This window comes from Sphingomonas sp. BK036 (assembly GCF_004216825.1).
Lineage (GTDB): Bacteria > Pseudomonadota > Alphaproteobacteria > Sphingomonadales > Sphingomonadaceae > Sphingomonas.
The window spans coordinates 678,356-700,019 of sequence record NZ_SGXR01000004.1 but is presented as its reverse complement, the minus strand read 5'-3'; the positions used below and the strand labels follow the sequence as shown (position 1 = coordinate 700,019).

Below are 21,664 nucleotides of genomic sequence, written 5' to 3'. Positions count from 1 at the left end.
GAGACAGTCGCGTTACGTAGCGTAATATTGTGATCCAGCCGGTCCGGCGCGGGAGATCAAGTTGCTGCGGACGCCACGTCCCAATAGGTCGCGTAGCGGTCATGCGCGATGCGGTGATACGGGATCAGCCGCACCGGCTGGCCACTGGCAGAAGGGATGGTGAACTCGAGCGGCCGGTCGCCCGCGCGGATCGCGCCGGCCAGTGCCTCGGGATCGCCCGCCAGCTTGGGCGTCGCGAATAGCCCCGCATTATACTCGCCATATTTGCGTTCGTTGACGATGATGTCCGTACCCGGCGCCAGCCCGTCCCGCCCGAACGCGCCCGCCAGCACCAGCGGCCCCACCGTGAACGCAACGATGTTGGGCGCCCCCGGCAAGCGCTCGGCGACCGGATGCATGTCCAGGCGGAGTTCCACCACGTCGTCGTTCCGCCAGACGCGCGCGATATCGAGGTAACGGCCGGGCGCGGTCGACCGCAGGACCTCGACCCCGTTGACCAGCACGATCGCGGCACGGCTCCAGCCGGGATGCCGCAGCTTCAGCACGACGTCGGTCGGCCGCTTCACCGTCCATCGCAGCCTCGTCACGGGCTCATCGGGGAACGTCGTCGTCTGCGTCAGCACCGCGTCGCGGTCCCTCCACCGGACGGCCGAGGGCACGAACGCGTTGACGTACAGCGCGCGATCGTCGTGGAAATAGATCGAATCGCGATATTTGACGTGGTTCTCCATCCCCGTGCCGGTGCAGCACCAGAACGCCGTCTCGGGGGTGTGGTACAGCTTCATATAGCCGGGCCGCGCGCCCTGGAAATACGTCGCCATGCCCGTATCCGGATCCTGCGATGCGAGGATGCCGTTATACAGCGTCCGCTCGTAGTAATCGGCATAGTGCGCCTGCGGATCGTGCAGGAACAGCGCGCGCGTGAGCTTGAGCATGTTGTGCTGGCAGCAGGTCTCGGATCCCTTCGCCGAGAAGACGTGGCTGGCGAACTCCGCGACCGGAAAGAAATGCTCGTTGTCGCCATGCCCGCCGGTCGCGAACGACCGGGTCAGCGCCACCGTCTTCCAGAAGAACGCAGCGGCGTCGCGATAGTCGGGCTTCCCCGTGATCTCCCACACGCGTTGAAAGCCGATGATCTTCGGCACCTGCGTATTGGCATGCAGCCCGTCGAGATGATCGCGGCTCCGCGCCAGCGGCGCCAGGATCGCCTTGTGCGAGAACCGCTCCGCCATGACGGCATAGTCGGCGCTGCCGGTCATCGCGTACAGGTCTGCGAACACCTCGTTCATGCCGCCATGCTCGGTATCGAGCATCGTCTCGAACTGCGCCGCGTCGAGCGGGCGGCTCGCGACCACAGCCCAGTCGGCGAGCCGCAGCAGGACGGTGCGCGCAGTGTCGCTGTCCGCCAGCAGCGTGGCATCGCGCAGCCCCGCAAAGACCTTGTGCAGCGTGTACCAGGGAACCCCGGTGATCGGCGCGCCGCGCAGATGCGCCGCCACCACGGCGGCGCCGTCGGGAAACGCACAGACCAGCCCACTACCCGACGCCGCCTGGCACGCGGCGAGCTCGCGCGCGATATGTTCGATCCTCGCCTTGAACCGCCGGTCCCCCGTCGAGCGATAGGCGAGCGCGCAGGCGGACAGATAATGGCCGAGCGTATGCCCCTGGCAGTTGATGTCCGCCCAGACCGGATCCGACTCCCACCCGCCATAGACGCGCGCCTTGGGCGGCAACCCTGCGTTCACGCGGAAATTGTGGAGCATCCGGTCGGGTTCGAGGGCGAGCAGATAGGCTGACGTCTTGCGCTCCGCCTGCAGGAACGGCCCCTCGCCCAGCGTCACGTCGGCCAGGTCGAAGGGCTTGAGCGCCGCGACCGGGATCTGCGGGGCAGCGTCGGGCGCTGCGGCATAGGCGCCCGCAGACCCGGCCAGCATGCCCGTGAGCAACGCCGCCTTGCCAACGCCGGTCAGGACATGACGACGCGAAGGACCGCACTGGCAGGGGTCGGGCATCGCGGCATCCTCTTCGACATTTTATATTTGTCCGAGTAGAGCATGCTCGCTGCCGTCAGGCAACTGGGTCGCCGGCTCCTGTTCGCGGAGCACCGATCGAAGCGCGTCGCCATTGCCTATAGCCGAGCACCGCCAGCACGATCATCGCCGCATACAGCCCCGCGGTCGGGGCGAGCCCTTTGACCAGGAACATCCCGACATACAGCGTATCGACTCCGATCCACAGCAGCCAGCTCTCGGCATGGCGGCGCGCGGTCCAATATTGCGCGACGAGGCTGAAGCTGCTGAGCCCCGCATCCATCCAGGGCAGCGCGGCATCGGTATAGTGGCTGGTGAACCACCCGATCGCCACCGCCCCCGCCGCGCCCGCCGCCAAGCCCAGCAGCGCGCGCAGCGGCCGCAGCGGCGCGACGACGACTTCGCCGGCATCGTCCTTGCCGCGCGCCCAGGCGATCCAGCCATAGAGGATGGCGATCCCGAACAGCGCCTGCAGCACCATGTCGGCGTAGAGCCGGACGTCGAGGAACAGCTTGAAGTACAGCGCGCAGGCGACGAGGCTGACCGGCCAGCACAGCATCCGCCGCGATGCCGTCAGCCAGATTCCGGCGAAACTGACGACGACGGCGACGATCTCGAACGCGGTCATGCTCGCTCTATCCCGCGCAGGAAGCGCTGGCCGGGGGGTGCAAAGAACCAGTCGGCATGCGCGATCAGATAGCCGTCCCACGCCATCGCGGCCGAGGCAGGATCGGCGACGACGGCGGTGAAATAGTCGACCTCCGACAGCGCGAATTCGAGATGGACGAGCGGCAGCAGCCGGACGACCGCGTCGACATCGGCCTGCCCCAGCGGCACGATCGTCGCATAGCCGTCGAGCAGCGCCAGCGCCGAGGCGGGATCGGCGATCGCGTCGTCGTTGCCCTGCCCCAGGTCGAGCCAGCGGATCGCCGTCCGCTCGATCGCGGTGGCGATGTCGTGGACCGCGGTCGTGCGATCCGCGAGCCCGAAATCGATCGCGGTCCGCACCGTCCCGTCTTCGCGCCAGAGCAGATTGGACGGATGCCAGTCATTGTGCGTCCATAGCGGCGGCTGCTGCGCCATCAGCGCCGGCAGGTCCGCGCCCGCCCGGTCGAACAGCCGCGCACACTGCGCCTGCCACGGCCGACCCGCGAGGAATGCGCGCACTGCGGGCCGCGCGGCGACATAAGCGCTCATCGCCGCGATAGGGTCCGCCGCCGGAACGATGCCGAAGCTTGCGACCAGCGGCTGCTGGCGACGCGCCGGCACATCGAACCCGCGAGCCGCGACGTGCAATTCCGCAAGCGCCACCCCGGCAGCATGCGCATGATCGAGCGACAGGAACGGCGTCCATGACAGCCGGTCGCGGTACAGGTCCGCGCCCGGCGACTGGCGATGCAGTTCGTACGACCAGTCGCCGAACGCCACGGCACTCGCGCCGTCGGCCGCGCGCAGGACGTCGGGCACTGACAGCCCCGACGCGGCGAGATGTGCGATGAACGCGTGCTCCTCGCCGAGCCCCTCGCGCGTGCGGACATGGTGATGATGCCGCTTGAGCAGGAGCACACCGCGCGTCGTCTGGACCAGCGTGGCCGCGGAAAATGGCCGCGGCGAATGCCAGTGCAGCCCGGTCACCGCCCCCGCCGCCGGAAAGCGCGCGAGCACCGCGGCGGCTTCGTCCGGGGTGATCGCCGGCCAGGTTGGCGCCTCCCATTCGGTGCCCATGCCGTGGACACGGTGGTCTTCGGGCTCAGGGACGCGCGCGGGGGTCGCTACCATCTCAGAACGCCCGCGAGATCGTCGCCATCACCGCTGCGCCGCTGCCGACATAATAAGCGGGCGCCGAGCCGGCGATGACGGTGCCGTTGCGGCCGATCGTGTCCTGCGCGTTGGTGCTGACCGACTGGACGCCCGCGAGGACGTGCGGGTCGGTGACGTTGATCGCGTTGACGCGCAGGTCGGTGCGCTTGCCGTCGAGCCATTCCGCCAGGTGCATGCCGACCGACAGGTCGAGCGTCGCATAGCCCTTGATACGCTCGTCGTTCATGAAGCTCGCATATTGCGCGCCGATATATTTGGACGCCACGCTGCCGAAGAACCGGCCGTCGTCATATGTACCGCCCGCGCCGAACTGGACGGTCGGGCTGGACACCGCGCGGCGGCCGCGGGTCGGCAGGAAGTCCGTACCGACGGGCAGGTCGTCGTCGATCCGCGCACGCAGATATTCGCCCGACAGGTAGAGGCTGACGCCTGCCACCGGGCGGTAATCGATCTCCGCATCCACCCCGTACGAGGTCTGCCCGCCGGCGTTGATCGTCGTGTTGACCTGCGCCCCGCCATTATCGATCACGGTCGCAAGCTGTCGGTTGCGGAACTTGTAGTGGAAGCCGGTCACCGACGCGGAGAGCTGCTCGCCGATGAAGCGATAGCCGATCTCCTGCGAGACCGAATATTCGTTCTTGAGGTCGTTGGTCCCCTGCACCACGACCGCGCCGCCATAATAGCTGTTGTAGAGCGTGAATTCGTTGGGCGTGCGGAAGTTGGTGGTGATGTTGGCGAACAGCTGCTGGCGATCGTTGAGCCGGTAGTGGATCGCGGCGCGAGGCAGCGCGGCGAAGCTGTCCTTGCGCACCGTGTCCTGCGGTCCGGGCAGATAGGTCCGGCCGTTGCGCAGCACGTTGACGCCCTTGAACCCCGCCTCGATCGTCAACCGCGGCGTCAGCGCGATGCTGTCGGCGACGAAGACGCTCTTGGTCACCGTGACGGTGCGCTGGTTCTCATAGGCGAGCAGGCGGCCGTCGGCGGTGCGGATCGCCTTTGCGCGATACCCCCATCGGTCGGTTGGCTGCCCCTCGGCATCGATCGACGTGTAGGACTGCGTGACCCGGTCGGTGCCGTAATCGAACCAGAGGCCGGCGGTGAGCGTGTGCGCGCCGGTCTTCAGCGTCAGCTTGGCGACGGTGCCCGCGCGCATCTGGTCGCCGGTATAATTGCCGAGCACGGTCGCCACGCCATCGACCGCGCCGGGCAGCGCGAGCGGCTGGGCCAGTTCCTCGGTGCCGAGGAAATTCCCCTCCGTCGTCAGCTGCGTGCCATAAGGCGCGTTGCCATAGCCGAACTGGAGATAGCTGGTGGTGTCGAGCGCGAGCCGGTCGTTCAGCGCGAGGTGTACCGGGGCGGAGGCGTAGAGGTTGCGGAACGGTGCGCGGTACAGCCGCCAATAGTTCGTGTTCCCCGCGGTGTAGCGCGCATCATAGTTGAACCCGCGCCCCTGCGCGGTCCACTCGGCGAGCGTCGGGCTGGGATAGCTCGACGTGTTCGCGTCGTTATACGACAGCGCGAGGCTGGCACGGTTGCCCGCGCCCCATTCGTTCAGGATCTTGGCGTCGATGTGCTGGCGCGTGTCGAAGCCGGGCCCGCGCCAGTTGTCCGCGCGGGTGTTCGAATAGGACAGGAAGGCCTTCAGCCCGGTTTGCCCGATCGTGCCGCTGTCGATGCGCACGAAGCCGCGCCGCGCCGCATAGCTGCCGAGCGACAGGTCGACGAGCGCACCGGGGCGCGCCTTCGGATCGTCGAGCGCAAGCGACAACAGACCGCCCGCGCCACCCAGCGTCGGCGAATCGATATCGACCGAGCCTTGCGCGATCGAGATGCGCTTCAAATTTTCCGGATCGGCGAACTGCGACGGATAGGCGTAATAATAGCCGATGTCGTTCTGCGGCGCGCCTTCCATCAGCACGCCGATCTCGTCCTGGCCTAGGCCGCGCAGCGTCAGGCTGGAGCTGGTCGACAGGCCGTAGGGATCGCTCGACGCGACGTTCGCGCCGGGCAGCAACGTGACGAGCTGGAACGCATTGAGCGTCGGCGCCTGCTTGACGATGAAGTCAGCGGAGATCGCACTCTGCGCGCGCGGCACTTTCTGGTCGGGCAGAAACCCGGCGGGATCGGGCTTGCCGACCACCCGGATCTCGGCGGGTTCGACCGGATCGGGCGCGACCTGCGCCCCGGCCGAGGAGGCGACGAACGCCGCCGACAGCGTCAATGCAATGCGCGCCGACCGCCTGCGGTTGCAAGAGGCCGACATCACGAGCGAAAACCGATACTGAAAAACGTCACGTCCACTCCAATCGGAGGGACGACGGGCCAGCCGCAGACCCTCCCTACGCCGGTATCAGCCGGATCAGGTTCAGCGGGTCATGGGCTGCAGCCCACCTCTCAGCCGCGCATCAGCGGCCCCCCGGGGATGCGCGGCGCTTAAGTGGTTGGACAGGCGATGGGAAGCGCTATCGCGACGATGGTGTCACGTCAGTGACACCCGCGGTGCCTAGGGGGCGATCGGCGTCTGACGCTTTCTATCGAACCAGGACCCGTTCTATGCCCGCTCTCCGTCCGGTCTCGGCTGCCTTCCGTGCTGCCCTCGCCCTGTCGCTGTCGATCATTCCCGGCGTGACGCAAGCGCGCCCAGCGTCGCGCGACCTGCGGCTCGAGCGGGTCGTGATGCTGATGCGGCACGGCGTGCGAGCGCCGCTGGCGGGCGAAGTGCCCGACGCCACGCGGACCGCGCAACCCTGGCCGACCTGGCCGGTCCCCGAAGGACAGGTGACCCCGCACGGCGCCGCCGCAATGCGGTTGCTCGGGCAGTATGACCGCCGCTGGCTCGCGCCGCTCGGGCTCGCAAGCTGCCCGGTGCCGGGCACGATCCGGATCTGGACGAACACCGCCAGCCGGACGATCGCGAGCGGAGACGCCTATGCGCAGGGGTTCGCACCGGGCTGTCGCGTCGCGGTCGGCCACCGCCCCGTCGACCAGACCGATCCAATCTTCGAGCCGCTCTCCGCGCGCGCGACCGCGTTCATGCCGCGCGAGGCGATCGCCTCGATCGATCGCCATACCGGCGGGATGGACGCGCTCGTCGCCCGCCATCGCACGGCGCTCGCGCGGATCGACACCGTGCTCGGCTGCGACGCTGGCCCGTGCAGCCCGGTCACGCCAGCGACCGTCCGCGCATCGGCCGATGGGCACGGCATCGATCTGTCGGGGCCGATCCGTGCCGCGTCGGGGACAGCGCAGGTCCTGCTGCTCGAAGAGGCCGAGGGCATGCCGCGCCGCCAGGTCGGATGGGGCCACGCCGATCCCGCGACGATCGCGCAGGTCGGTGCTGTGCACGCCGCGTTGTTCGATGTGTTCACGCGCTCGCCCTACATGGCGGCGCACCAGGCCTCGGTTCTCAGCCAGCGGATCATCGACACCCTTACCATGCCCAACGCCCCACGGCTGGACGTGATGGTCGGCCACGATACCAATGTGACGGCGCTCGCCGCCGCGCTGCATGTCGATCTCGACGCGCCGGGCTTTGCCCGCAACGACGTCGCACCCGGCGGCGCGCTCGTGGTAGAACGTTTGCGCGATACGCGATCGGGGGAGCGGTTCGTCCGGCTCTATTACCGCGTGCAACCGCTGGCCGCGATCCGCGCGTTGAAGGCCGACGTCGTCGTGACGCCGCTAACGATCCCAGGCTGTGCATCGCCCTGCCGGCTCGACCGCTTCGTCACCCTACTGCGGTCGAGGATCGCCGTGCCACGCCCATCATAGGATTGGGTGGTGCGGGCGATCCATCGACGCCACAGTATTAAAAGCTAGCTCAGCCGTTGGTGCGCGCGCGCGCCTTCTCCGCCTTGGCCTGTTTGGCATAATGGTGATGCGCTACGGCACAGCCGACCGCAGCGCCCATCACCGCATGCCCCTTGCCGACGAAATGGCCACCGACGCCGCCCGCCGCCGCGCCACGGATACAGCCCTTGGCCAGCACGGGAGACGCACTCATGGCCAGCAACGGAAGAGCAACCAGCGTAAGATACCGCATGCCAAAGTCCTTTATCGACGAGATCAGGACTTAGAAAACACGATCAACTTGCTGACGTTCCGTGAGATTTCGTTCATGTTCTCCGGCGTCGCGTCGAGCGGATCCGAGAGGCAACGCTCCGGCCTGCCCGGGACGCCCAAGCGTCCGAACAGGCCGGGTTCAATCGATCACACCGCGCCGTGGCACTGCTTGTACTTGCGGCCCGACCCGCACGGGCATGGCGCGTTGCGACTGACCACGCCTTCCCAATTCGCCGGATCCTCGCCGATATCGGCCTCCTGCGGCTGCGGGATCTGGAGCGGCGGCATCGTCGACGTGATGTGGCCACGCGTGCCCGCATCGAAGTCGTTCGAATTGTCCTCGCCGGTGAACGGGTCGAAATGCGTCGTGATGAAGTCGGGCAGCTCGGGAAGCCCGACCGGCGCCTGCATCTGGAACTGCGCATGCGCGATCGTCTTTGTCACGTCCTCGCGGATCGTCTCGAGCATCCGCTGGAACAGCGAGAACGCCTCCTGCTTGTATTCGTTGATCGGCGTCTTCTGTGCATAGGCACGCAGATGGACGACCTGGCGCAGCGCGTCGAGCGTGGCCAGATGCTCCTTCCAGTGATGGTCGAGATTCTGCAGCAGGATCGACTTCTCGACCGATGTCCACGTCTCCGCATCCAGATCCGCGGCCTTCGTCGCGATCGCCTCGTCCGCCATCGCGCGGACTCGCTCCTCGATCATCTCGGGGTCGACCGATTCCTCGAGCAGCCACGCGTCGATCGGCGGCTCGAGGTTCATCACCTCGGCGAGCCGCGCCTTCATCCCCGCGACGTCCCACTGCTCGGGATACGAGTTGGGCGGGCATGCATCGCCGATGATTACGTTGACCGTTTCCGCGCGCATGTCGGTGACCACGTCGCCGACCGTCTCGGCATCCATGATGTCCGCGCGCTGCTCGTAGATGACCTTGCGCTGCTCGTTCATCACGTCGTCATATTCGACGACCTGCTTGCGGATGTCGTAGTTGCGCGCTTCGACCTTCTTCTGCGCGGTCTCGATCGCCTTGCTCAGCCACTTGCTGCCGATCGCCTCGCCATCCTCGATATTGTTGCGCATCATCTTTGCGAACAGCGTGTCCGGCCCGAAGATCCGGAGCAGATCGTCGTCGAGGCTCAGATAGAAGCGCGACAGGCCCGGATCGCCCTGACGCCCCGAGCGCCCGCGCAGCTGGTTGTCGATACGCCGGCTCTCGTGCCGCTCGGTGCCGAGCACGAACAGGCCACCCGCAGCCAGCACCGCCTGCTTCTCCGCCTCGATCTCGATCTCGATCCGCGCCGCCTCGGCGGCATATTCGGGCGTGCCCTCGACGAGCTCGGGATGCTCGTCGAGCATGCGGAATTCGAGGTTGCCGCCCAGTTTGATGTCGGTGCCGCGGCCCGCCATGTTGGTCGCGATCGTCACCGCGGACTTGCGTCCGGCCTGCGCGACGATGTGCGCCTCCATCTCGTGGAAGCGCGCGTTCAGCACCTTGTGCTCGACCTGCTCGCCGACCAGGAACTCGCTCAGCAGCTCGGACTTCTCGATCGACACCGTGCCGACCAGCACCGGCTGGCCGAGATCGGCGTGATGCTTGATCTTCTTGGCGATCGCCGCGAACTTGTCCTTGGTGTCCTTGTAGAACTCGTCTTCCTCGTCGACGCGCTTGACCGTGACGTTGGTCGGGATGCTGACGACGTTGATCTTGTAGATGTCGTAGAACTCGGCCGCCTCGGTCGCCGCGGTGCCGGTCATGCCGCCGATCTTGGGGTACATGCGGAAATAGTTCTGGAAGGTGATCGAGGCCATCGTCTGGTTCTCGGGCTCGATCTGGACGCCCTCCTTCGCCTCGACCGCTTGGTGCAGGCCGTCCGACCAGCGCCGGCCGTCCATCATGCGACCGGTGAACTCGTCGATGATGATGACCTTGCCGTCCTTGACGATGTAGTCGATGTCCGACTTGAACATCACGATCGCGCGCAACGCCTGGTTGAGGTGATGGACGACCTGCGTGTTCTCGAAGTCGTACAGGTTCTGCCCTTCGAGCAGCCCCGCCGCCTCGAGCATCCGCTCGACCTTTTCGGTGCCATCCTCGGTAAGGATGATCGTCTTCTGCTTCTCGTCCTTGTCGTAGTCGGCGGGATCGAGCTGCTTCACGACCGCGTCGACCTGCATGTACAGCTCGGACTTGTCGTCGGTGGGCCCCGAGATGATCAGCGGCGTGCGCGCTTCGTCGATCAGCACCGAATCGACCTCGTCGACCACCGCGAAGTTGAAGGGGCGCTGCGTCATCGCGCTGCGCTCATACTTCATGTTATCGCGGAGATAGTCGAACCCGAATTCGTTGTTCGTCCCGTAGGTGATGTCCGCGGCGTAGGCGGCGCGGCGCTCCTCGTCGGACAGGTTCGGGATGATGACGCCGATCGTCATGCCGAGGAAGGTATAGACCTGCCCCATCCACTCCGCGTCGCGCGCGGCGAGGTAGTCGTTGACGGTGACGACGTGGACGCCGTCGCCGGGCAGTGCGTTGAGATAGGTCGCGAGCGTGGCGACGAGCGTCTTGCCCTCGCCGGTGCGCATCTCGGCGATCTCGCCGCGGTGGAGGACGATGCCGCCGACCATCTGCACGTCGTAATGGCGCTGGCCGAGCACGCGCTTGGCGGCTTCACGGACGGTCGCGAACGCCTCGGGGAGCAGGTCGTCGAGCTTCTCGCCCTCGGCGAGGCGCGCGCGGAACTTGACCGTCTGGCCCGAGAGTTCGTCGTCCGACATCGCCTGCAGCGACGGCTCGAACGAGGCGATCTTCGCGAGGATCGGGTTGAGCGACTTGACGTACCGGTCGTTGGACGAACCGAACAGCGATTTGGCGAGGCCACCGAACATGGGCAGATTTCCTGGATATGAGACGCGGCGGCACGCTTTGCGCCCGCACGCGGAAGAATAGGGAGCGGCCCGCAGGCCGAGGGATCACGCGCCCGACGCTATTCGCGCCGACGGTCCGCCCAGATCGGGGTGTTGCCGACGTCTATGGTGCGCAACGTCGCGGAGACGGCAACGTCCTCGAGCGAGGCGAGCGCCGCAACCGGCCGCTCCGCGACCTTCGCCACGGCGACGACGGCGGCCTGCGCGCAGATGCTGCCCTGCGCCACCGCCTGCGCCGACTGCCCACGCACACCCGGTACCGCGCCGGTCAGCGCGGACAGGAGGGCGGAAAGGAGAAGCAGCAGGTTCATGCGGGACCGGCTTTATGCGAGCTTGCGTGTAAAATCTACCGTTCGTCGGATGGCAGCAACTGGCGACCGCGTGATGCCGCTCATCGACACCGGCTCACGGGCGGCGGTGACGCGCAACCGGCTATCTTGCAGGCCGGAACGCAGCGACTATGAGGGTCGCATGCAGACCTCCCCCCTTGCTTTGCCCTTCCCCGCCGCGCCTGCCATCGACGGCGTTGCGCTGCACGTCGCGCGCGCGCGGTACAAGGCGTGGGACCGATGTGACCTGACCTTCGTGACGCTCGAACCAGGAACGGTCGTCGCGGGCGTGCTGACGACGAGCAAATGTCCGTCGCCCGAGGTGGAATGGTGCCGCGCGGCGCTAACGCTCGGGCAGGCGCGTGCGCTGGTGGTGAATGCGGGCAATTCGAACGCGTTCACCGGGTCGCGGGGCCGGGCGGCGGTCGAGGCGATCGCGGCGCGGACCGCAGCGCATCTCGGCTGCCAGCCTTCGGACGTGTTCGTATCCTCGACCGGGGTGATCGGCGTGCCTCTGCCGATCGACAAGGCCGAAGCCGGGCTCGACGCCGCGTTCGCCGCCGAGCCTTGCGGCTGGGAGGATGCGGCCGCGACGATCATGACGACCGACACATTCACCAAGGGCGCGGTGACGACTGCGGTGATCGGCGACCGCACGGTCACCCTCGTCGGCATCATCAAGGGTTCGGGGATGATCGCGCCGGACATGGCGACGATGCTCGGCTTCATCTTCACCGACGCCGCGGTCGAGCCCGAGTTCCTGCAGGGCGCGCTCTCGAAGGCGAACGTGCCGAGCTTCTCGTGCATCACCGTCGACAGCGATACCTCGACCAGCGACACCGTGCTCGCATTCGCGACCGGCAAGGCGGGTAACGCGGCGCTCACGGATGATGACGGCGTCGGCGCCGATGCGTTCCGGGCGGCGCTGGCGGACCTCTGCCATCAGCTCGCCATGCTCGTCGTCCGGGACGGCGAAGGCGCGCAGAAGCTGATCGAAATCCAGGTGACCGGCGCCGAGAGCGACCGCAGCGCACACCGCATCGCGATGAGCATCGCCAACTCGCCGCTGGTAAAAACGGCGATCGCGGGCGAGGACGCGAACTGGGGCCGCGTCGTCATGGCGGTCGGCAAGGCCGGCGAACCCGCCGATCGGGATACGCTGTCGATCCGGTTCGGCAATACGCAGGTTGCGGAAGGTGGCCTAGCGCTCAGCGGTTATGACGAGGCGCCGGTTGCGGCGCATCTGAAGGGTCAGGAGGTCGAAATCGGCGTCGATCTTGCGCTCGGGGACGGCCGGGCCACCGTGTGGACCTGCGACCTGACGCACGGCTATATCTCGATCAACGCCGACTATCGCAGCTGAAACCCCCGTCCGTCACCCCAGCGAAAGCTGGGGTATCCCGGTTGGCTAGGGTGCGGCCCGAACCGGGAGATCCCAGCTTTCGCTGGGATGACGGAAGGCTCTAGTTTAGGCGAGCTCACCCTCGAGCCAGGCCTTCAGTCGGCCCTTGGGCTCGGCGCCGACCTTGGTCGCGGCGGGCGCACCGCCCTTGAACAGGATCATCGTCGGGATGCCGCGGACGCCGTACTTGCCCGGCGCGTCGGGGTTCTCGTCGATGTTGAGCTTGGCGATCGTCACCTTCTCGCCCAACTCCTCGGAGATTTCCTCGAGCGAGGGTCCGATCATCTTGCACGGGCCGCACCATTCCGCCCAGAAATCGACGAGCACGGGCCCGTCCGCGTTCAGCACGTCTGCATCGAAGCTGGCATCGGTAATCTGCTTGGTCGCCATCGTGAATTCTCCTTCGTTGAACGCAATCTAGGGTCGCGCGTGTGTTCGCTCAACCACCGAAGCGCTAGCTTTGCTCCGTGGGCCGATAGTGCGGCTTGTTCGCGGCCAGCGTCGCATCGTTCAGCACGATGAGGCGCGGTCCCGCGGTGTACAGCAACGCCGCCTCGACGATCCGCCCCGGAAAGATCACGCCCAGCGCCTCGGCATAGGCCGCCATCTGCTTCAGATGATAGTCGGGCACGTCGTCCAGCCCGCCCGGCGCGCGCCGCCCGGTCTTGAAGTCGACGACGCGGATGCGGTCCGCCTCGATCAGCAGGCGATCGACCGTGCCCGACACGACGATGCCGTTCGGCAAGGTCGCCGCGATCGGGGCCTCGGCCAGCGTATCCGCGCCGAACAGCTCGGCAAAGCGCGGATCGTCGAGCACCGCGACGACGCTGCGCATGATGTCCGCGCGCGCCGCGGCATCGTCGACGCCGCCCGCCTTCGCCAGCCAGCGATCGGCTGCATCGGCACGATCGGGGGCAGCAACCGCCGGCAGCCGCTCGAACAACGCATGAATCAGCCGCCCCCGCTCCGCCGCGACCCGCATCGCAGGCGTAGGCGGCGGATCGGAGACCGCGTCGTCGCCCAGCGCGGACGGCGACAAGGGGCGCGGCGGACGCGCCTCGATCGGCGCCGGTGCGTGCGCCCAGGCCGGGAGATGCGCATCCGCCGGACGTTCCGCCGATGCCGAAGCCTTGGCGTTCACCGCAGGCTGGGGCTCGACCCCGACGAAACGCCGCTCCTCGCCGCTGCCCTCCTCGGAGGGCGGCACCGCAAGCGCGGTCAGCGCACGATCGGCCGCTGCGTACCAGCTATTCTCCGGCGGCACGCCCTTCGCCCGCGTGCCCAGAGCCCCCGCGATCACCAGCCGTTCCTCCGCGCGCGTCGCCGCGACGTAGAACAGTCGCCAATGCTCCTCGAGTTCGCGCTGCTCGGCCGCCGACACCACCGCATCCAGCGGCCCCCCACGCTCGTTCGATCGCGGGCGGAACACCGGGATCGGCGCGGCGCCGGGCTCGGGCGCCCATTTGAGGATCGATCGCGGTGCCGCCGACGGATCCGCGGTCGCATCCGCCAGGATCACCAGCGGCGCCTGCAACCCCTTCGCACCATGCGCCGTCATCACCCGCACCGCATCGAGCGGCGCGGACGGATCGCGGACGATCTCGACATCGCCGCGATCGAACCAGTCGAGGAAGCGCTGCAACGACGGCGTCGTCGTGCTCTCGAACGTCAGCGCGGCGTTGAGCAGCTCCTCGATCGGATCGCGCGCCTCGGTCCCCAACCGCCGGATCAGCTTCCGGCGACCATCGAGCGGCCCCGACAACAGCTCCTCCAGGAATTGATACGGCGTCGCGATGTCGGCGCGCGCAAGCATCGCCAGCAACGGCGCGAGTCGCGCAGACGACTGCGTGCGTTGCAGATGCCGCCACAGCGGCCCGGCTTCGCGCGGTGCCGCCGCCATCAACTCGTCCTGCGTCCACCCGATCAACGGCGACACGAGCAGCGCCGCGACGCTCAGATCGTCCTCGGGCTGCAACACGAAGCGGATCGTCGCGAGCAGATCCTGCACCGCCAGCGGCGCGTTAAGCCGCAGCCGGTCGACCCCCGCCACCGGCACGCCCTCGGCATAGAGCCGCGCGACGATCAGCGAGGCGAGGTCGCCGCGCCGCTTGACGAGGATCATCACGTCCTCGGGCCGAAGCCTGCGCCCTTTGCTCTCGAGCATCAGCCCCGTGTCGGGCGCGAGCCAGCGCTTCACCGCGCGCGCGATATCGCTGGCGAGCTTGCGCACCGCGTCGTCGACCCAGCCTTCTTCGTCATCCTCGCTGCCGCCCGCGGAGACCGGCGGCCACAACGTCACGGTGCCCGGCCCGGCGACTTCGCTGGCATGCCGCTCGACCTCGCCCGCGATCCCAAGCCCCGGCTCGCCGATCGCGTCGATCGCGGCATCGACGAACTCCAGCACGGTCCGCGTCGAGCGGAACGAATGCCGCAGCGACAACCGCGCGAGGGGCAGCCCGCGCTCCTCCTCGGGCCAGTCGTCGTCGCCCAGCGCCTCGGTCGCACGCCCGCCGAAATACTGTTCGGCCGCCTGGAAATTGAGCGGGTCGGTCCCCTGGAACCCGAAGATCGCCTGCTTGTAGTCGCCGACCGTGAACAGCGTCCGCGTCGACGGCGCATAGATGCCGCGGCCGACGAAGAACTCGTCCGCGAGCGCACGCACGATCCGCCACTGATGCCCGTTGGTGTCCTGCGCCTCGTCGATCAGCAGATGCTCGGTCGCCTGATCGAGCTTGTAGCGCACCCATTCGCCGATCCCCGGCTGGTCGAGCAACGCCACCGTCGTCGCGATCAGGTCGTCGAAATCGACCGCCCCTGCGCGGCGCTTGGCCTGCGCATAGGCGCGCGCATAGTCGCGACCGACCTCGAGCCCGTCGCCAAGCAGATCGCAATAGATCGCGCGCTGCACCATCGACAGCACGTCGGTGCACGCCTCGCCCAGATCGCGCGCGAGCACCTCGTAATCGGGATCGGCATCGATCAGCTTCTTCGACGCCTTGCGCGGTTCGCCCTTGCCGGTCAGCACGACGCCGGCAAGATCGGCCAGGGTCGCCGCGCGATCCTCGGAGTCGAGCCAGCGCTGCACGGTCGCTGCCGCCGCCAGCCCCGTCGCCGTCCCCCACGTACGATTGGCCGCCGCGATCCGCGCGATCGCGTTCAGGTCCAGCGCATCGCACCACTCGGCGATCGCCTCGTCGATATCGCCCGACGGCAGGCCGAGTTCGCGGCGCAGCCATGGCTGGATCCCGACCGGCAGCGCCTCCAGCGCGGGCAGCGCGCGCGCGCACGCCAGCAGGAACGCCTCCGCCCCGCCCTCGCCCATCCGCAGCGAGAGGCGGCCGACGATCTCGACCGGACGCTCGCGCCCGTCGCGCTCGGCATCCGACAACAGGCTCGCCAGCGCCTCGCGCGCGAGCCCCGCCTCTTCGCGCGCCTCGAGCGGCCGGAACCCCGGCGTCAGCCCGGCCTCGACCGGGAACGCGGCCAGCAACCCCTGGCAAAACCCGTGAATCGTCTGGATCCGCAGCCCCCCGCCCGGCGCGTCGAGCACCTTGGCGAACAGCGTGCGCGCGCGGTCCTGCTGAGCAGGGCTGCCCTCTTCGCCCAAAGCCTGCAAATCCAGGAACAACTTCGGCCCCGGCATCCGCACCCATGCGGCCAGCCGCCCGTTGATCCGCTGCGCCATCTCCGCCGCGCCCGCCTTGGTGAAGGTCAGGCACAGGATCGCGCCGGGATCGACGCCGCGCAATAGCAGCCGGAACACGCGCGCCGCCAGCACCTGGGTCTTGCCGGTGCCAGCGGACGCCGACAGCCAGACATGCGACGACGGGTCGCTCGCATTGGCCTGCGCGCCCCGCAGCCGGGGCAGCGTGGCGAGCGCATCACCGCTCACGGCCATACCATTCGTCGCGTCGCATCAGCTGGTCATACTCGGCATAGGGGGCATATTCGGGCACGAGCTTCGCGGTGAACGCCGCGCTGCCCGTGAGCCATTCGCCGACCACTTCGGTGAAGTTGTGCGCGGCGATCGACGTGAACTCGGCGGTCGGGATCTTGTCGCGCTTGCCCTCGGGATCGACCGGGCTCTCGATATAGCCGAACGCATCGCGCTTCTTGCCGAGCGACCAATATTCGAACGCGCCCGCGGTGCCCGAGACGTCGGCGAACCCGCCCCGCTCGGCGATCAGCCCGAGCAGACCGAGCTGCAGGCTGTAGCCCGCGCGTACCGCGGTCGGCGAAGGCGGCTTGCCCGTCTTGTAGTCGATCACCGCGAGGCGACCATCGGCCAGCCGGTCGATCCGGTCGTAGCGCCCCGACAAGGTGACGCCGGCGATCTCGATCTTGCCCTTGCCCTCGGCGCTGGCGACGCTGCGGCCGTCGTCTCCCTGCGCAACGATAGCGCCCGCGATCCAGTCGATCGCCTCGAGCAGCCGCGGCTGCCACAGCGCGCGCATCATCGGATGCGTCCGCTCGTCGTCGAGCATCGCCTTTGCGCGCAACCGCAGCGTGTCGACGGTGCAGCCGTCCTGCTTCCACCATTGTTCGAGAATGTCGTGCACCGCGGTCCCGCGCCACGCCGCGCTCGGATCGGCATCGACCGGATCGAGCGGCATCAGCCCGAGCACGCGCCGCGCATAGAAGGCATAGGGGTCGGCCTTCAGGCGATCGACCTCGGTGACGGAAATCGCCCTGGGTCGCAGCAGCGCCGGCGGCGACGGTGCAGGCCGATCGGCGGGCAGATGCTCGCCCGGATCGTCAAGCGCGCGCGTCCAGCCTTCCAGCGCCGACGCGCGCTCGAACCGATCGCCCGCCAGCGCCTGCAACCGAAGCCAGAGCCGCGACGCCAGCGCCGGCGACTTCGCATCGCGCCGCGCGCGCGTCACGACCGCGCGGGGAGCGCCAAGCGCCTGCGCAAAATCATGCGCCGCGGTGCCGACACGCCGCTCCAGCCCCGGCAGGCCAAGCTCCATGCGGATGCGCGGCGCGAGCCACGGATCGGGCGCGGGCCGCCCCGGCCACACGCCTTCGTTCAGCCCGCCCAGCACCATCACATCGGCGGTCTGCAACCGCGCCTCGATCAGGCCATAGATCGCCAGCCGCGGATGCCCGCCCGGCGCGGGCCGCACCGCAACTTCGTCGAGCAGCGTCCGCAGCAATTGCGGCACCTCGCGCGGATCGACCCGCGGCGGTCCGGCGGGCGCTTCGGCTTCCAGATCGGCCAGGAACTCCGCCGCGGCACGGCCCGCGAGCCCCGACCAAAGATTGTCGCCGCACAAGGCCTGCGCCGTCTCGCGCAGGCAGGCGAGCACCGAGGCCAAGGGCTGCGGTCCCTGATCGAACGCGCCGGCCAGCGGCGTCAGCAGCGGCTGGACGTCGACCCACCACGTCGCCGCCGTCCCCTTGCGCTCCTCCAGATGCCCAGCGATCCCGTCGAGCCCCGCCGCCGGTCGCGGCCCGCGCAACCGTCGGTCGAGCGCGCGCGCGCCGTCGAGCCACAGCAAGCGATCCTCGCCGCTGCGCACCAGCGGATGCTTGAGCAACGCCAGCAGCGCGAGCGGCGAGAAGCGCTGCGCCGCCGCCTCCGCGAGCGCGAGCAACAGCGTCCCCGGTGGCAGGATCGACAAAGGCCGTCCCGCGCTGTCGTCGATCCCGATCCCCCAACGTCCGAGATGCGCCGCAACCCGGCGAGCCAGCGCGCGGTCCGGCGTGACCAGCGCCGCGGTCCGCTCGGACACCTCCAGCGCCTCACGCAGGACCAGCGCAATCGCCTGAGCCTCCTCCGCCGGCGTCGCGAGTTCGGCGGCTGTGACCCCCTTCAAGCGGCGATCCTCCGCCGCGATCTGCGTCCACTTGCCCGTGAAATCCGCCGGTGCCAGCGCGTTAGCGATCGCCCGGCCGCGCGCGGCGTCGGCGTCGTGCCCGCCGCCCTCTCGCCAGGTCTGCACCTCGCCGCGCGCGACGCCCATGCGCAGGAGCATCAGCTTGGCATCGAACTGCGGATGCGTCTCGATCGAGCGCCGCGTCAGCCCCGTCACCGGGTGCGGGTCATGCGGCCCGAGCGCGTCCCATTCCTCATCCGGCAGCGCGAGGTCGAGCCCGGCGAACACCACCATCCCGTGCGGCATGTCGGCGATGCAGCGGAGCAGCCGTGCGACCGCGGGTGCGGAATCGGTCACACCCGCCGCACACACGATTCCGGCAGGCGGCGCGTTCCGCCAGCGCTGCGCGAGGCGGTCGAGCAGCGCCGAGCGCCGCGTCGCCGCATCGATCCGCTCGAGCCGCGCGAGTTCGCCCGGCCAGCGTTGCAGCACGATCTCGAACGTCGCCAGTGCGCGGCGCCAATGCTCGGTCAGTTCGGGGCCAAGCTCGATATCGCGCAACCTGGTCGGCGGCACCTCCTCGACCAGCAGCTGATCGAGCGTCCGCGCGAGCTCCCCCGCCAGCCGAACGGCCTCGGCCGCATCGACCGGATGTCCCTCACGCGCGCGCTCTTCGGACACCAGCCGCGCGAGGATCATGCGGCGCTGATAGGGCGGCACCGCGGGCAGCGGCGGATCGATATCGTCCGCTGGATCGAGCGCGGCGCCGACCGCCTCGCCCATCTCCGGATCGCCCAGCGCAACCAGCCGCGGCAGCACGAGCCCGCCGCCGCTCGCGCGCACGAACGCCTCGGTCACCGCCTTCACCGCGCGGTTGTTCGGCAGCACGACCAGCGCGCGCGCCAGTGCCAGCGGATCGCGCCCCGCCTGCCGCATCAGCCCGGCGACCAGCGCATCGGCAAACGCCCGGTGCGCGGGGATCGTGTACAGCGTCGGACGACCCGCCGTGGCGCTATCAGCCATCCGCGAGGATCGCCTCGGTCCGGGGAATCGCGGCGGGCGTGCCGACATCGAACCACAGGCCCTGATGGACCTGACCATAAGCGCGACCCGCCGCGATCGCGCGGTCCCAGAACAGGTTGGTCGAGAACGGCCCCTCCGGCCAGTCGGCGATCAGCCGCGGGTGGAGGATCTGGATGCCGGTATAGGCGAACGGCGCGAGCCGGCCCGACTTGCGCCGCCCGCTGATCCGCCCATCGGCAGCGAGATAGAAATCGCCCGGCCCGCGGTGATTATGCGCGCGCGCAAGCGGCACCATCAGCAGCAGCGCGTCCATCGTCGCATCGTCCCAGCGCGACGCGAGCAGCTTGATCGCGTCGACCGGCCCGTCGATCCACAGATTGTCGCTGTTGACCACCAGCACCGGCGCGTCGCCGAGCAGACCGCGCGCCTGGACGAGCCCGCCGCCCGTCTCCATCAGCATCTTGCGCTCGTCGGAGATCACGACGTCGATCCCCTCGAACCGGTCCGTGACATGCGCCTCCAGCGTATCCGCGAGATAATGAACGTTGACGACCGCCCGCTTGATGCCGGCGGCCTGCAATCGCGCGAAGACGTGATCGATCAACGGCTTGCCTGCCACTTTGACCAGGGGCTTCGGCCGCGTCGCTGTCAGCGGCCGCATCCGCTTGCCTAGACCCGCCGCCATCACCATCGCCGTCTCGGGGACGGTGCCACGCGGGACGGGGCGGATCGTCTGCTGGCGGCTCATGCCGACAGGACCAGCGGATCACCGCGCATCTCGGGCGGTACGTTGGCCGCGAACCACGCCGCGACCGGCGCCATCACCGGCTGTGCGAGGTCGCGCTCCAGATACGCCCAGACGCGCGGGCACATCGTCGGGTAATGCGGCTTGCCATCGCGCTGCCATAGTCGCGTGAAGATGCCGAGAATCTTGGCATTCCGCTGCGCGCCGAGCACGTGATACGCGTCCATGAACCCCGCGTCGGCATCGGTGGCGGCGCGATACCGCTCGAGCATCGCCGCCTCGACCGTCGGATCGACCGTCCGCCGCGCATCCTGCAACAGCGACACGAGGTCGTAGGCGGGATGCCCCGCAAGCGCGTCCTGGAAATCGAGCAACCCCAGCGACCGCTCGGGCCCAACCAGCATCAGATTCTCGGCATGATAATCGCGGAGCACGGTGACCGGGGTTTCGGGGATGGCATGGTCGAACACCGCCTCCCACGCCGCGTCCCAGCCTGCGAGATCGGGCGCGATCCCGACCGCCGGGCAATACCATTCGACGAACAGCCCCGCCTCGCGCTTCAGCACCGCGCGATCATAGGGGGGCACCGGCCCAGCCGGCTCCGCGCGCAACCGCACCAGCAGGTCGATCGCCGGTGCGTACAGCGACAGTTCCTGATCCGGCGCCGCATCGACTGCCTCGCGCAACCGATCGTCACCGAAATCCTCGATCAGCACCAGCCCCTGGTCCAGATCGCACGCCAAAATCGCCGGCGCTGCGAAATCGCGCGCGACGAGCCATTCGGCGACCGCGATAAACGGCCGTGGGTCTTCATGCGGCGGCGGCGCATCCATCAGGATAGCCTGCCGCGTGCCATGCACCGCACGGAAATAGCGCCGGAACGACGCATCGCCCGCGACCGGAAGGATCTTCGCCCCTCCCCAGCCATGAGCGTCGAGAAAAGCGGCGGCGCCGGGCGGCGGGGTCATGTCGGCCATCGCGACCTCCAAGCTTCCGGCACGCCGATAGTCAAGCCGCGCGTGCCGTCCGGCTCGATCGTCAGGCTCAGCCGAAGCGCATCGGGCCAATAGTCCGGCCCTGCGCGCTCGGGCCATTCGACCAGCAGCAGCGAATCATAGCGCGCGTCGTCGAGCGCCAGTTCCTCGATCTCGGCCGGGTCATCGATCCGGTAGAGGTCGACGTGCAACACGGGAAAGCGGACTTCGGGCGGCTCATAGGGCTGGACGATCGCGAAACTGGGCGACGGCGCCTCGCCGACGAGTCCGAGCGCGGCGAGCAGCCCGCGCGCAACGCTGGTCTTCCCCGCGCCGAGCGTGCCCTGGAGCGTGATGACGTCGCCGGGCCGCACGCGCTCGGCGAGCAGAGCGCCGAACGCCTCGGTCGCCTGCGGATCGGGTAGCAGGATCATGTGCACGAGCCCTCTCCCCCCCGGGGAGAGGGTTGGGTGAGGGGCTGTTCCGGGCGAAGCGCTGCGTGGCAGCCCCTCACCCCGACCCTCTCCCCGCAGG

At 68.6% G+C, this 21,664-nt stretch carries 15 protein-coding genes and 1 riboswitch; of the genes, 2 read left to right on the top strand and 13 right to left on the bottom strand.

Going from position 1 to position 21,664, the window contains the following annotated elements:
• Positions 1 to 56: 56 nt before the first annotated feature.
• The 4 genes from EV283_RS10310 to EV283_RS10295 are packed head-to-tail and all read right to left on the bottom strand — an operon-like array spanning position 57 to position 6,114.
• Positions 57 to 2,012, bottom strand: a complete 1,956-nt coding sequence (locus EV283_RS10310; RefSeq protein WP_130324947.1) for a glycoside hydrolase family 127 protein — start codon at positions 2,010 to 2,012, stop codon at positions 57 to 59.
• Positions 2,013 to 2,067: 55 nt separating this feature from the next.
• Complete coding sequence (pnuC, locus tag EV283_RS10305; protein ID WP_130324945.1) at positions 2,068 to 2,658, bottom strand: nicotinamide riboside transporter PnuC; 591 nt, start codon at positions 2,656 to 2,658, stop codon at positions 2,068 to 2,070.
• Entirely contained in the window at positions 2,655 to 3,809 is a 1,155-nt protein-coding gene (locus tag EV283_RS10300; RefSeq protein ID WP_242615891.1) for a phosphotransferase, read from the bottom strand. Before EV283_RS10300 ends, pnuC begins: the two co-directional genes overlap by 4 nt.
• Before the next feature lies 1 nt (position 3,810).
• Positions 3,811 to 6,114 (bottom strand): TonB-dependent receptor, encoded by a 2,304-nt coding sequence (locus EV283_RS10295; RefSeq protein ID WP_130325122.1) that lies wholly within the window; start codon positions 6,112 to 6,114, stop codon positions 3,811 to 3,813.
• A 56-nt stretch (positions 6,115 to 6,170) separates the two neighbouring features.
• Positions 6,171 to 6,280, bottom strand: a riboswitch (TPP riboswitch).
• Between the two features lie 124 nt (positions 6,281 to 6,404).
• On the opposite strand from EV283_RS10295, the gene EV283_RS10290 reads away from it, so the two are divergent.
• A complete protein-coding gene (locus tag EV283_RS10290) occupies positions 6,405 to 7,622 on the top strand; it encodes a histidine-type phosphatase (RefSeq protein ID WP_130324943.1) in 1,218 nt (405 codons plus the stop codon).
• 49 nt (positions 7,623 to 7,671) lie between these two features.
• Here EV283_RS10290 and EV283_RS10285 read toward each other — a convergent pair whose 3' ends face one another.
• The 3 genes from EV283_RS10285 to EV283_RS10275 all read right to left on the bottom strand — a co-directional run bounded on the left by EV283_RS10285 (position 7,672) and on the right by EV283_RS10275 (position 11,149).
• Positions 7,672 to 7,893, bottom strand: a complete 222-nt coding sequence (locus EV283_RS10285; protein WP_130324941.1) for a hypothetical protein — start codon at positions 7,891 to 7,893, stop codon at positions 7,672 to 7,674.
• A gap of 167 nt (positions 7,894 to 8,060) precedes the next feature.
• Positions 8,061 to 10,799 carry a preprotein translocase subunit SecA gene (gene secA, locus EV283_RS10280; protein WP_130324939.1) on the bottom strand — a complete coding sequence of 913 codons (2,739 nt, stop codon included), beginning with the start codon at positions 10,797 to 10,799 and terminating at the stop codon, positions 8,061 to 8,063.
• A gap of 98 nt (positions 10,800 to 10,897) precedes the next feature.
• Entirely contained in the window at positions 10,898 to 11,149 is a 252-nt protein-coding gene (locus EV283_RS10275) for a hypothetical protein (RefSeq protein WP_130324937.1), read from the bottom strand.
• 160 nt (positions 11,150 to 11,309) lie between these two features.
• On the opposite strand from EV283_RS10275, the gene argJ reads away from it, so the two are divergent.
• A complete protein-coding gene (argJ, locus tag EV283_RS10270; protein WP_130324935.1) occupies positions 11,310 to 12,530 on the top strand; it encodes a bifunctional glutamate N-acetyltransferase/amino-acid acetyltransferase ArgJ in 1,221 nt (406 codons plus the stop codon).
• Between the two features lie 105 nt (positions 12,531 to 12,635).
• On the opposite strand, the gene trxA is transcribed toward argJ, so the two are convergent.
• The 6 genes from trxA to tsaE form a co-directional block, all read right to left on the bottom strand.
• Complete coding sequence (gene trxA / locus EV283_RS10265; RefSeq protein WP_055877560.1) at positions 12,636 to 12,959, bottom strand: thioredoxin TrxA; 324 nt, start codon at positions 12,957 to 12,959, stop codon at positions 12,636 to 12,638.
• Between the two features lie 64 nt (positions 12,960 to 13,023).
• A complete protein-coding gene (addA, locus tag EV283_RS10260; protein WP_165391740.1) occupies positions 13,024 to 16,467 on the bottom strand; it encodes a double-strand break repair helicase AddA in 3,444 nt (1,147 codons plus the stop codon).
• The gene (gene addB / locus EV283_RS10255) at positions 16,451 to 19,411 is read right to left on the bottom strand and encodes a double-strand break repair protein AddB (RefSeq protein WP_130324931.1); all 2,961 of its coding nucleotides are present in this window, start codon (positions 19,409 to 19,411) and stop codon (positions 16,451 to 16,453) included. The genes addA and addB overlap by 17 nt, the downstream gene beginning before the upstream one ends.
• Complete coding sequence (locus tag EV283_RS10250) at positions 19,404 to 20,159, bottom strand: nucleotidyltransferase family protein (protein WP_130324929.1); 756 nt, start codon at positions 20,157 to 20,159, stop codon at positions 19,404 to 19,406. The genes addB and EV283_RS10250 overlap by 8 nt, the downstream gene beginning before the upstream one ends.
• The gene (locus EV283_RS10245) at positions 20,156 to 21,124 is read right to left on the bottom strand and encodes a phosphotransferase (RefSeq protein ID WP_207223097.1); all 969 of its coding nucleotides are present in this window, start codon (positions 21,122 to 21,124) and stop codon (positions 20,156 to 20,158) included. Before EV283_RS10245 ends, EV283_RS10250 begins: the two co-directional genes overlap by 4 nt.
• Positions 21,121 to 21,564 (bottom strand): tRNA (adenosine(37)-N6)-threonylcarbamoyltransferase complex ATPase subunit type 1 TsaE, encoded by a 444-nt coding sequence (gene tsaE / locus EV283_RS10240; RefSeq protein WP_130324925.1) that lies wholly within the window; start codon positions 21,562 to 21,564, stop codon positions 21,121 to 21,123. Before tsaE ends, EV283_RS10245 begins: the two co-directional genes overlap by 4 nt.
• Positions 21,565 to 21,664 lie beyond the last annotated feature (100 nt).